Annotated in this window: 5 protein-coding genes; 3 read left to right on the top strand and 2 right to left on the bottom strand. The window is 32.7% G+C overall.

Translation table 11 applies throughout. The features are described 5' to 3' along the window. Positions 1-112: 112 nt before the first annotated feature. The gene (locus V9L04_RS14230; protein WP_338790496.1) at positions 113-430 is read left to right on the top strand and encodes a hypothetical protein; all 318 of its coding nucleotides are present in this window, start codon (positions 113-115) and stop codon (positions 428-430) included. A gap of 480 nt (positions 431-910) precedes the next feature. Further along, positions 911-1,819, top strand: a complete 909-nt coding sequence (locus V9L04_RS14225; RefSeq protein WP_338790494.1) for an IS982 family transposase — start codon at positions 911-913, stop codon at positions 1,817-1,819. 82 nt (positions 1,820-1,901) lie between these two features. Here the strand turns inward: V9L04_RS14225 and sprA are convergent, their stop codons facing one another. Next, entirely contained in the window at positions 1,902-9,302 is a 7,401-nt protein-coding gene (sprA, locus tag V9L04_RS14220; RefSeq protein WP_338790491.1) for a cell surface protein SprA, read from the bottom strand. A 652-nt stretch (positions 9,303-9,954) separates the two neighbouring features. Between sprA and V9L04_RS14215 the strand changes: the two genes are divergently transcribed. After that, a complete protein-coding gene (locus V9L04_RS14215; RefSeq protein WP_338790489.1) occupies positions 9,955-12,129 on the top strand; it encodes a tetratricopeptide repeat-containing sensor histidine kinase in 2,175 nt (724 codons plus the stop codon). A gap of 277 nt (positions 12,130-12,406) precedes the next feature. On the opposite strand, the gene V9L04_RS14210 is transcribed toward V9L04_RS14215, so the two are convergent. Next, a complete protein-coding gene (locus V9L04_RS14210) occupies positions 12,407-12,907 on the bottom strand; it encodes a pyridoxamine 5'-phosphate oxidase family protein (protein WP_338790487.1) in 501 nt (166 codons plus the stop codon). Between the last annotated feature and the right edge of the window lie 102 nt (positions 12,908-13,009).

The raw sequence follows: 13,009 nt of genomic DNA, 5'->3' as shown, positions 1-13,009 counted from the left end.
CAAAAGGTTTGCCTTTGACCTTATAAATATTTTGATATTTGTATTGTTTTATTAGATTTAAGTTTTTATTTTAATATATTTAAATCATCTAAATAAAATAGAGTTTATGGGAATGTTTGATACTTTAAAAATAAATACTGATAAATTACCAATTTCTGAAGAGGAAAGAAAGCATTTCAATAGCAATGAAATTGATTGGCAAACAAAAGATTTAGATTCTCTACTAGCAGTTTATGAAATTACCGATGATGGGAAATTATTTTTGATAAAAGCAGGTTGGACGCAAGAGAAAGAAATAGAAGAAAAAAAGGTTTACTTCCACGGAATACTTAACTTTTATGGTGATGTTGGTAAAGACTGGTATGAGTTCTACGCAAAGTTTACAGATGGACAGCTTATTGAAATCACTGGACACAAAGAAGATAGATAAACTAAAAACGAAATATTCCTGCCCTTGTTGGTGTTTTAGCGTAGCGACACCAACAAGAACATTTACACAGAACTACTTATAACGGCACAGAATCTATTTATTTCAATTAACTTTTCATTATCGTTTTTATAGACTTTTTTTGGTTTATATTGTCGGTGTCGCTTTGCTAAAACACCGATAATGGCGAATAAATATTCAGCAAAAGATATTAAATCACTCTTTACCTTTCAAATATTTAAGCAAATTTACTATGTATTTTGTTAAACTGAATAATGAACTAATTGGCACAACTAAACTTGAACATGCTGATGTTTCTATGGGAATGGTTTATGGAGAAATCCACTTCATAAATAACGTGAACTCGGATTTTAACTAATTGACTTTCAGTGTTTTATTTACTTATTTCAGTTATTTTTGTCAAAAAAGGCTAAAAAAGGTTATTTTTGAATAGCTCTACTCAACTTTAACCTCTTTAGCCTTATGTTTGACAAAACTATAAAATTCGACGAAGACCACCTAATCGGTATTTTTTATTTAGTAGATGAGTTCTGTTTACAAGCTCAATCTTATGTATCTAGTAAATGGGTGGGAACAAAAAGCAGTTCCACTTTCACCCCTTCTCCTACTCGTCTTCCCCAGTTATCAGCTAGTGAAATAATGACTATTTTAGTATATTATAATTACTCAGGTTATAAGAATTTTCAATACTATTATCAACGTTTTGTGTGTAACGATTTAGTCCCTTATTTTCCTAAACTTTGCTCCTATAACCGATTTTTAGAATTAATAGAAAGGGTAAGTTTACCTATGTATGTACTAGCCAAACTCCTGTGTGCTAAAAGTGAAGAAACAGGTACTTACTTCATTGATTCTAAGAAAATAGTTATTTCTGATAATCGTCGTATTCACTCTCATAAAGTGTTCAAAGACATTGCAAAACGAGGAAAAGGGTCAATGGGGTGGTTTTTTGGATTTAAACTTCACTTAGTCATCAATCATTTAGGAGAGGTAATGGCTTTTGAAATTACAGCAGCAAATAAGGCTGATAATAACCACAATCTACTCAAAAATTTATTAAAAAATTTGAAAGGAAATTGCTTTGGTGATAAAGGATATTTGACAAAACTTTGGGAACAACTCTATGAAAAGGGACTTAAAATGATAACTAAAACAAAAAAAAATATGAAGAATCAACTCATCACATTGAAAGAAAAATACACACTTAGAAAAAGAGCCATTATTGAATCTGTAAATGATATTTTAATTTCCGTTTTTGACGTAGAACATTCTAGACATAGGAAGCCTATAAACGCATTTACGCATATGGCAGCTACAATAGTAGCTTATCATTTCTACCCAGAAAAACCTAGAATATTTGTACCTAAATAATACCGAGTTCACGTTAAAAATAAAAAATAAATAGCAAATAAACCTATAAGGTTTCTGAAAACCTTATAGGTTTGGAAATATTCTACTGCGCCAAATTAAACCTTACCTGCACACCAAACGCTGTATTATATCTTGGAAAGGAATTACTAAGACGTGGTTTATTAATTGCTCTATCAAAATAAGCAGTCAAATTTACACGCTTGTTTACCATATAGGCAAGTGTTGGTTTGAGCTGTAAATTGAAATTTCCACCTGTAAAATCGCTGTCTTGTGTTCCGTCAGTATCTATTTTGCGCTGAATCACTTTTGTATCTCTAAGCGTAACAGCACAACGGAAAGTCAAATCATTTTTCAAAACTACATCGGTGAATGGAATTTTTACGCCTTTTCTGACAAAACCAACATCAAAAACAAAATCATTATTTTTCTGCTCAGCAAGTTGAGAGTTTGAAAGGTTTAATGAAAGTGTACGGTCTTTATTGAAATTGAAACGGAACGTAATGTCATTATTTGTACGAATATTAATTCCGATAAGTGGACTAAAACGCTCACTAATACTCACTTGATTGACAACAAAAACAGGTTGTAAATTTCCAGTTTCTGGGTCAATTAGGTCTGCCAAAGGAACATTGTATTCCGTTATTCCCAAATTCAGATAGGAGAAATCATACAAAAGTGAAGATGTATAACTTCCAACTGCGTACGTAGATTGATAACCATGAGTAATGCTAATAGAACGGAAACGGTCTTTGAAAATCCCCAAATTAGTCAAGCCATTGTATGTCAAACGCCAATTTGGTAATGGAATTTTTGGAAATTCTGAAGTCGTATTTCTACCTGAATAGGCTGATAAAAAGGCAGGAATCAAAACATCTTGCGAACCAATATCATAGTCTCCTGCTTGATTTTCGGCATCTAAAGCACTTTTTACAGTCGCTCTATTGGCTATAAAGTCATCAAACAAAGGAGAGTTTCCAAACTCATCATCTTTTGAAAAAGCAGTTGATAAACTAAAATATGAAATATTATAGTTACCAGTTCTTACAGCAGTTTCAGAAACATAATCATCACTAAAAGGATCGTAACGCAGCACTTCCGAATAATTTGCACCTTGTGTTCGTTGTCCTTCTATCTGTAACTGAAAATCTTTCAACGGTTCAATATCCATACGAATACTTAGCGTTTTGGCTTGGTCTTGAACAATCGGATTTGTTTGTGATTGTGACCTTGATAGATAACCATTATTTGCCATATCCAAAATATTATCTCGGCTCTGACTTCCCAAAACAAACGGCACACCAGGGGCAGCAAAATTTTGGTCTAATCCAAAATATTTTGGTGTAGTCAAAAGATTTGGAAGCATGGTATTTCCATTGACAGAATAATTAATTGTTATTCGTTTGACAGATAAAAGTGCTTTTACTGCACCTTCTCCAACTCCACCACCAGAAGAACTTCCTTTTTTGCCTTTTTGCTTTTCCATTTCAGCCTTTAGCTTTTCTTGAATACGAAGCTGCTTTTTGTCTAGTTTGGCAACTTTTCTATCATATTTTTCATTGATTTTTTCTTGCTTTGAAGAATCTATTTGAGCAATCATTACAGAATCAATAAAAACAGAATCTACCAATCTATCTAGTTTGATATTACGAATTTTATTTTTTCGTTCTTTTTTATCTCTAAATTTCTTAATTCTATATTCCAAACGCTTTTGTTTTGGCGATTCGGTCGGACGAGAAGTAGCATTATTTTGATTATCTCTGCCTTGTCGTTTTGGAGCAGTTACTTCTCTCAAATACGGACTTTTATTATACAATTTCTGCATATCAATTTGTCCATTTATCAAAAACTGATTGCTACTCCTTGCCATATTTCCAAGTGTATCAGCTATACCAACAGCATTTGCTGTCCATGTATAATTGGAAGAACGACGAACATCTGCATTCAAGAAATCTATTGCAGGAAATTTATCTAAAGGAATACGATAATTCAGTGTGGTAGCTTGTGTAAAATACTTCATTCTACCCAAAGATTGAATATTTGACCAAACAGAATCTCGTTTTTCTTGTGTATTGAGTTCGCCTGCTGGCTCATCAATAATTGCCGAAGCTGTCGCATTATAATCTGCTAACAAACTTTTGGTGAAATTCCATTGAACCGTATAATTTCTATCAAAGAAAAATGACTTTTGAAAGAATGGTAAAACTCCATCTGTTGTCAGTTGAGCATTTCGATATTGAGTTTTGGCAAAACGTCTGTTTACCTGTCCTGCAACTGTAATATTATTTGGTAAATAATTGAAATTAAAATCCCTGATAAATTTAAGATAAGGAGCATTTAATAATTCATTTTTCTTAAATGGCTCAAATGGTTTTACATCAAATCCATAATTATAGACTAAGCCTACTTTGGTTTCTCGTAGTTCATCGGTTGCTAGTCTGATATTTGTTCGTTTCGAATCGGTATAAGAAACTGAAGCAGCAAAGTTTTCGATATCCCAAAAATCTTCTTTTGCATCTGGATTTACTCTCTGTTTTCGAATATTAGTTAAGTTTATACTTCGCCTTGTGAGTCTATCTTGGACTAAATTTCTATAATCTCGTCTTGCATTTTCATTATCAAAAGAAGTTTCTAAAGAACGTTCTAATCGAATATCTGGATCAAGAGGATTGAAAAGTGGTGTTACTCGTGTCTGTTCGAAACCTACAAATAAAGGAAGTGCAATTCCCAAACGATTCAAAAATATTTTATCTAATTGTGTAGCAGCCGAAACATCATAAAATAAATTTGTTTCTCTTGAACGATCAGAAATTCGGTCTTGAATGCCTCCAAAAAATGGCGTACTGTATCGTAGTGCTGCATTTACAGTGGCAAAATCTGCTAATTGTGTTTGTAGTTGTAAGTTTGTAGCCCAACCCCCTTCTTTATTAAAATCGGTTACACGGAGTTCATTTGCCCACACACAAACTGATTTTGGCTGTTCGTCTGCTGTTTTTGGATTTCGAATTCCTATCATAATAAGCTGAACACTACTCAAATCTGGATTACCTACAACCCTAAGTTTATACTTTTCAAAAATTCGCTCATACGGAACTCTTACACTAAGTCCACTTGCATTACGTTCTGTTTTGGTATCGTAAAGTGCATCAAAAGGCAAATCAATTTCATTTTCTTGTAACCAAATTTGATTTGGAAGAGAAGAACCTGCTGCTGACATTTTTAAAGGAACTTCAATTTCATAGTAATTTTCTTTAAAATCTGTTCCCAAACGTAAAAATGCTGTAACTTCTCCGTCATTTGCTGTTGCACTATTTGCGTGCAAAAACATTTTCAAACGCTTATAAAAAACAAAGTCATAAATAATATTTTTATAGGCTGCACGGCTATCTCCATCTTGTAAATCTTCTACACAAAGTTGTAAAGATTGTTCATTCAGACGAGCTTGGGTAATTGAAGTTGGGTCAGTATCACGCTGAAAATTCGGAGGAACAGAATATGAAATTCCATTCGAATTTGCTCCTGCATCACTTCCATTTTCTTCAATATTAACAGTAGAAATAATAAACTGAGGGTCGTAAGGCTCAACAGGACGAGCTAAACCTTCATCTTGCAATGACGCAAAATAAGGTCTCCATTGCGCTCCTACAAACTGAAAATGTGCCATACGCATCACCACAGGTTGTTCCCAATCTGTCATAAACAAACGAATAAAACGAATAGACTTAAAGCCATCAATACTTCCAATTTTATCATCAAATTCACGAATCGGAATACGGAATTGATACCATTTCACTCTATCGCCATTTCGCTCAACAGTTACCTCATCAACTACATATTTGTTATTTTCTAATTGATTGGGTCTCAAATCTACCTCATATTGATAATACCCATCTAAGTCTGAAAGTGTATTATCTCTATTCAAATCTTCATTGTCTGGTAATGTTGTCGAAGAAGCTGTACCTGCATTTTCAGGCGAATTTCCTTCTGTTCCATTAAAATCAAAATAACGTCCTAGAATTTTTCTATTGGCATCATCTTGGTCTCCTCCCAAATAATACCTAAAATTATCTTTTGATGGATCGGCTTGTAAACGCTGAAAAGCTGCTGCACTCAAACGAGGTTGAACGGCTGCTAAGTAATCTCTAAATTGAAAACGTTCCTCTTCATCGCTAAGTCCGTCAAGTCCAACATCTTGTTTAGCTCTTGCTCCATCTTCTGCTGAGAAAGCATCTGTCAAATATTGTTGATTGGTTACTTTTCCCCAAATGGTTTCTTCTACATCATTCAAATCTGCATCAGTGACAGGCAAACCGTTTTCAAAACCGTGTCTTCTGTCAGGAATTACATCTTCTGAGATATTTCCTAAGTTGATATAAAATTTTCCTCCTGTTGTATTCGAAACTCCTGCACCGTCTGGCGTTTCTACTCGTCCATTCTGACCTTGAATAAATGGATCCATTAACCAAAATTCGATATATTGAATATTTATATTATCAAAATCGACATTGTAAGTAATTCCTTTGGAGATGGCTGCAAAGTTTTCTTTTGGATTGCGAAGTGTTCCATCTACATTTAGTTCTGGATTATAATTATACTGTCCTGGATAAGAAGGATAATAAGCCAAATCAAAAGTAATTTCGGGTGGATTGATTTGCTGATTATCACGCTGCTGGAAAATTTCATTAAATTCAACTTGACGAACATAATGGTTTTCCTTGTCTTGGTCAGTAATATTATCAGGAACTTGGCTTGCCAAACCACCTGTAAAAAATGCTGTTACATCTACTGTATGCCATGAGAGCTTAGCTCTTTTATAAGAATAATTGAGACCATCAAAACCTGTTTCTGGACGGAAAAGTCTTGGTGTACTTCCCAACTTCCACGTAACAGGCTGACGAGTAAGGTCATACGGAATTTCACTACTTTCAAAATCATCTACATAGGAAGCTGCTTCTCCTCCATTTCGCTTAATAACATTATTTTCTCCTGGGATAAGTTGTGCATATTCTCCTCTAAAAGTAATCGTCGATTTTTCTTTTGTATCAAGCCCTGGAATTGCATCTATCATTCTTGTCAAAAACCCAGATTCTTTCTGAATACTTGCTGTTGCACCTATCATTGTATTTCTGACAGGTTCTAAACCTGTTGTAACACGAGTGATAATTGGTCTTTCATTCAAATGAAGAAGTGTAGCTGAAAATTTAACATCTTTATTCAAAATATATTCGGCATCAAGCCCCATAATATTTCGCTGCTGAACACTAAATAAATCGGCTCTTTCATACTGAATGGTAATATCTTTTCCAGAAGCCAACACTCCTTCATTCAAAATACGAACTCTACCAAACTGATAATCAACAGTATAGTCTGCGCCTTCTGAAAGCATAACCGAACCTGCCCGAACCATAACAGAGCCTTCCGAAATATTAATTCCTGGTAAAACAACTTCATTTCCTCCTGCACTTTGGTACGAACCTTTCAAGAAATATTTACTCTTATTGGCATACAAAACGGCATCAGCTTGTGTACCGTCATAAAGTTCATTAAAGACATATTTATCAATGAATTGCACTTCAGAAATAGGGTCGAAATAAGTAAGAAGTTTATCTCCAAATGGCTCAACAACTGGAAAAATAATTCTTGCTTGGTCAGACTGAACAGTAATATTTTCTAAAAAATCAAAATTTCCATCTACTTGTGGGTCAAGATTTGGATTCAATCTATCCATATTGGTCAATTGAACTAAGGGAACATCTTCAGTTCTTAAACCTTCATGTAAACTTGGATTATCAATTCCTGTAATGTCATCACGATAGATAACTTGAAGTTGAAAGTTTTCTGGACGTAATTGTGTGGCTTGTAAGGAATAAATATTTTTCATCATTAAATCCCACAAAGGCAAATCAGTTCTGATGGTTGGAGGACTTAATAATTTCATAAAAATAGCTGCATTTGCATCTCTATTTTGGTAGTCTTCTGTCATTTCTCCCACTTTGAAAACTTGTCCATTGTAGGTGTATTCGTATGCAACAGCCAAAATTTCATCATTTCTAAGGGGTTGTTGTAATGAAATATAACCTAATTGTGGGTGGAAAGTAAACTCATTATTGCTTAATTTTCTTGCTGAGCGAAGGAAAGAATAATCTGTTCCGTTTTCAAGATTGAAAGCACCACTTTCTAAGATTTGTGTTAATTGGTCTGGTGTTCTTGTAAGGTCTTTTACTTGTTGAAACAAATTATTTGCACCATTTCTAGCTGCTCCTCCTATTCCATTAAATCGTTCTCTGTATGGCGCACCTTCTCCCAAATCCATAAAACCAATAATGTTTCGCAGTGTTTGTGTATCATTATTTCGATTGGTTACATATACCTCAACACGAGTAATATTGACTCCTGAAACAACACTTGGAACAGCACGCAAAGCCTCTTCATAGTTATCTCTAAAAAATTGTCCTAAGAAAAAGTGTTGATTAGCTTCATATTGGTCTGCACGAATTTCGAATTCTTTTCCCTGCGCCCCATTTCTAATGGTAATACTTTCAGAAACTCCTCTTTGATTTGCAATAAGTGTATTGAGCCATAATCTACCAAAACGAAGACGAGTAGTTACACCCATTAGATTCTGACTTCCTGTAATAAGTGTATTGGTAGTATTCAAACTCACATTTCCAAACTGAACTTGCTGAACAATATCTTCCTCATAACCTGTATATCCTTGATTAAAACGATTTTCGAATTGAAAAGCTGCTTTTGTATCAAAGTTTGCATTGAGTTGCATTTTTTCGCCTAGCTTTCCTAAAATTGAAAACTGAATACGTTGGTCAAAATTAATTCCTCCATTGCGTTGCTGGCGAACAGGAATTTGTGGATTATCGATTCTTTGCCATTTTCCTCCAAAATCTAAAAGAACTGAACCTGTTGGCTGGATTTCAATTTTATCTCCTCCCAAAACTCTTCCCAAACCAGAAGGTAAAGCCACTTCAATTTTGGGAACTTTACTGGTTTCGGCTGCTTGTTCATTGCTTTCTTCTTGTATTTTTTCTTTATAATAAGCTACGTCATCGTAATAGGTTTTGAGCTTTGTGTAATCTTCGACTGAAATTCTACCCAAAGGTGTGTAAGAATTAGGTCCATCACGACGTAAAACATCATAAAATTCTCCTGTATCATCTAATCGGTAGACAGCATCAAGACTTCTTGGGTCTGGAAGTTGTAAAAGTGGCGATGACAAATCAGGCTCTAACATCGGATTTTGAGTTTCTCCTTCGGTAGTGCTTGATTTTATTTGTTGGTCATAAAATAGAAGTGAATCTATATTATTTACTACCGTCGTATCTTGGGCAAAAACACTATTTACAGAGGAGTAAAAAACAGAAATACCACCAAAAATAAATAGCAATGTTATACTATGAATAAGAAAACGAAAATATATAAAATTTGCAGAACGCAAACTATAAACGGATTGGGCGAAATGGGTTCGCTGCATAAGTAATTGTATCTAAAAGAGTTATCGTATTTTATCGTATTGATTCTATTCAATTTTATAGTTTGAAATAGAATTTCTATTTAATCATATTTTTCAAATCCATCATCAGTGAGTACACCAACAACTTTCAGAATAAAAGGCATTGATAAATAATAAGCCAATTACAAAATTAGCATTTTAGAATTTAAAACAAACTAAATTCAAATTTTGGTAGCTAGATAATATTAGACCAATGTATTTATGAAGAGCAACTAAAATAATTAAATAGAAAAGTAGATTTTTTTCATAGAGGAATTAACAGGCTTTGATATACTTCTTGAAGGGATAATTTTTGTATTTATGGGGTAGTTATTCTGAACTTATACATATCTTTTTTAGATGTTATCAAAAGAAATCAAGGAAAGAGAATACAAATATTCTCAAAAAAATAGAGATTTCAAAATTGTTCTCTAATTTTGAAGAGTTAAATGTAATTTTTATTTATTCCAATTAGACCAGATACAGAAATAAGTAATAAGAGGTAATATTCAAAAAGATAAATAATTATTCTTATGAAAATAAGTAATTGTTTCTTAAATTAGTAACTTGTAGAGCTTAAAATACAACGTATTATTCCACTTATTTTTTTTATTCCAATTTTTTTGAGGTTACTATGAAAAAATGGCTTCTATTGCTATTTTTTTGGTTTATTATATTCCCCTTTTTATTTGCTCAATCAGAGACAGCAGATGAAGAGTGGAACAAAACACAGTTGATTTTTCTTTCTTCGCCAAAAGATATAACACCATACGAAAAGCTCTCTGATTTAATCAGTGAAGGAAATGAAAAGTTAAATCAAAAAAGAATCAATTCCTTACAAGAAAAAATAAAGGAAACAACCCCAATGGCTATAAAAATCTATAGTCATTGGCTAGAAGGAGATTTTTATGAAAACATTGGAAAGCGAGGACTTTCATTAGAGCGAAATCTGAGAGCATATAAACTAGCCAAAGATAATAATTTACTCAAAGAAAGAGCTTTTTCAGCCAAGTTTTTGGCTAGTAATTATATTCGACTTGGTTTGGAAGAACAAGCTATTATTTATGCCTTAGATGCTTCACAGATTTTTACAAAGATAGATGATAAAGTAAATAAAGTAGTTTTGCTCTATACAATTGGAGATATTTATTTTCAGGTGGAAAATTATCAGGAAGCTATAAAAAATTATAACTACGGATATAATTATGCTATCAAAAATAATTTTGTGTGGGAACAACGCTATATAGCTAATAATTTGGGGGTGGCGTATAGAGAAATCCAAAAATTAGACTCTTCACTTTATTATTATAATATTGCCAAACAAGTCGCTAAACAGACACAAGATACAATTGCCTTGGCTTTGGCTTCTGGAAATATTGGCGAAATTTTTTATAAAAAGAAAAATTATGAGCAGGCTATTCTTTTATTAGAAGAAGATGTTCGTTTGAGTAGCCAATATAAAAACTGGGGGAGTGCAGCTAATGCTTTGGTTTTGTTAGGAAGAATATATAGAGAGAAAGAAAATATTTCTCAATCTAGTGTGTACTTAGATAATGCTTATAAGATTGCTTCAAAAAATAACTTACATAAAACAATTGCTTCTATTTATGAGGAACAAGCTAAATTATTTGTAAAAAAAGATAGTTTTCAAACAGCTCTTTATTTAGAACGACAAGCAAAGTCAATTCTTGATTCTATTACACACCGTGAAATAGCTATTAATTTAGCAGCCGTACAATCAGCTTTTGAGAATGGACAAGCACTAACACAAGTAAAAATATTGGAACAAGAGAATAAAAACAAACAAATAACAATTTGGACAACTACAATAGGGCTTTTTGCAGCCATATTTTTCCTCACACTCTTATTATATCAAAATCAACAAAAAAAGCAACTCAATAAAAAATTACTTGAAAAAAATAAAGAAACAGCAGACCAAAACACTCAACTTATTACCCAAAAAGAAAAAATTGCTGCTCTTAATTTAAAACTTAATGATAAAGTAGAAAAAAGGACACAAGAATTAGAAAGAAGTATAGAAAACTTAGCTGATGTAAGACACGAATTAGATAGTTTTATGTATAGAGCTTCACATGATTTACGTGCGCCTTTAGTGCGTTTGGAAGGATTAAATAATCTTTTAAAGATGTCTACAAAAGGGTTAGAAAATGATGAGAATATGCAATCTATTTACGAAGTTCATACCTACATAGAATTATTTGATGCAACCTTAAAGCAAATGGATACTATGCTTCGAAGGTTGATGCAACTTCATGACCTTATAGAAGAAGAATCTTATTTTACAGAGATAGATGATTTGTACTTATTTGTAGAGGAAGCAAAAACAGCTGCTTATGATTATGCACCTAATGGAATATCTATAAAAGCAACAATTGAAACCCATGCGCCATTTATTACAGATAAAAAATGGCTGCGTTTGATTATAATTAATCTACTTCGAAATTCTCTTATTTATTATAATATGAATACTAAACCTATTGTAGAATTATTTATTAAAGTAGAAAAAGAACAAGTTTTGATAGAAGTAAGTGATAATGGAGAAGGAATATCTGCTGATTTATTGAGTTCTATTTTTAATATGTTTGTTCGCTCTTCGGAACGTTCAATAGGAAGTGGTTTAGGACTTTATCTTGTCAAAAAAGCTGTTAATAAATTAGAAGGAAGTGTTTTTTGTAACTCTACTCCTTTTGTACAAACTACTTTTTCGGTTTATATTCCAAATCAAAATAAGGTGAGTGTAAATTCTAAAAAAGGAAATGATTTAAACGAGATTTTTGTTTTTGCTTAATACAGTGTAACATAAGTTTTGCAATATTTAAAAAATATTTTTGATGACAAGTTTTATCAATGAAAACTAACTGTCAAACACTTTTAGAAGTGTCTGACAGTTAAAAGAGCTAAACTATCTGACACTTTTGAACGGTTTTAGCCCTCAGGGAAGTTAAAGTGTCTGCTAGGAATAAAATAATCTCAAAACACAAATAAACTTTTGTTACACAATATGGTAGTAAAAAAATAAAATAGTCATTTTTTACCATCAAAATCTCAAAAGTTTATTTTCAAAATTATACTTTCAAATCTCCTTCTTCACTCAAATCAGGTTCATTTCCAGTAACTGCACCCACACCCATTTTTAAAATCGAAACAAGTTTTCCGTGTTTGGTATCCCAATAATGTGCTTCTTGAGGTCTGATTTCGATAGCTGTCAAATTTGGGTCATCTACTCCATCAAACCAATTATCGTCAGTAGATTGATACAATTCTTTCAAAATTGCTTTATCTTTTGTAATGACAGCCTGACCATAAACGGTCATAAATTCCATATTTTTTGGTTGTGAATAAATAAGTTGCGCTCGTCCTTCCTTTCTGATGTCTGCATTGTGGTCGCTATCTTGTCCACTCAAAAACCAAATAGAACCATTGTCATCTACTTTTTTTGTACTCATAGGAATAGTATGAAAAGGTTCAGATTTCAAATCTGTTGCTAACATGGCAAAATCAATTGACTTTGCGAGTTCTTTAATTTTTGCTTTTGCTTCGTTGTTATACAAATTATTGACACTCATAATCTTAAAATTGAGGTAAAAAATAAAAGTTAGAAAAATAAGATAGTACAATTGTACCATCTAAATCTCTAACTTTTTTTGTACCAATAATGTTTGTTTAGA

It is taken from the genome of Bernardetia sp. MNP-M8 (assembly GCF_037126285.1).
In the GTDB taxonomy this organism is placed as follows: domain Bacteria; phylum Bacteroidota; class Bacteroidia; order Cytophagales; family Bernardetiaceae; genus Bernardetia.
This window is presented reverse-complemented; position numbering and strand designations above follow the sequence as displayed.

Coding starts and splice junctions, on each gene's coding strand:
- V9L04_RS14230 (WP_338790496.1), top strand. CDS start 113: ATGTTTGATACTTTAAAAATAAATACTGATAAATTACCAATTTCTGAA.
- V9L04_RS14225 (WP_338790494.1), top strand. CDS start 911: ATGTTTGACAAAACTATAAAATTCGACGAAGACCACCTAATCGGTATT.
- sprA (WP_338790491.1), bottom strand. CDS start 9,302: ATGCAGCGAACCCATTTCGCCCAATCCGTTTATAGTTTGCGTTCTGCA.
- V9L04_RS14215 (WP_338790489.1), top strand. CDS start 9,955: ATGAAAAAATGGCTTCTATTGCTATTTTTTTGGTTTATTATATTCCCC.
- V9L04_RS14210 (WP_338790487.1), bottom strand. CDS start 12,907: ATGAGTGTCAATAATTTGTATAACAACGAAGCAAAAGCAAAAATTAAA.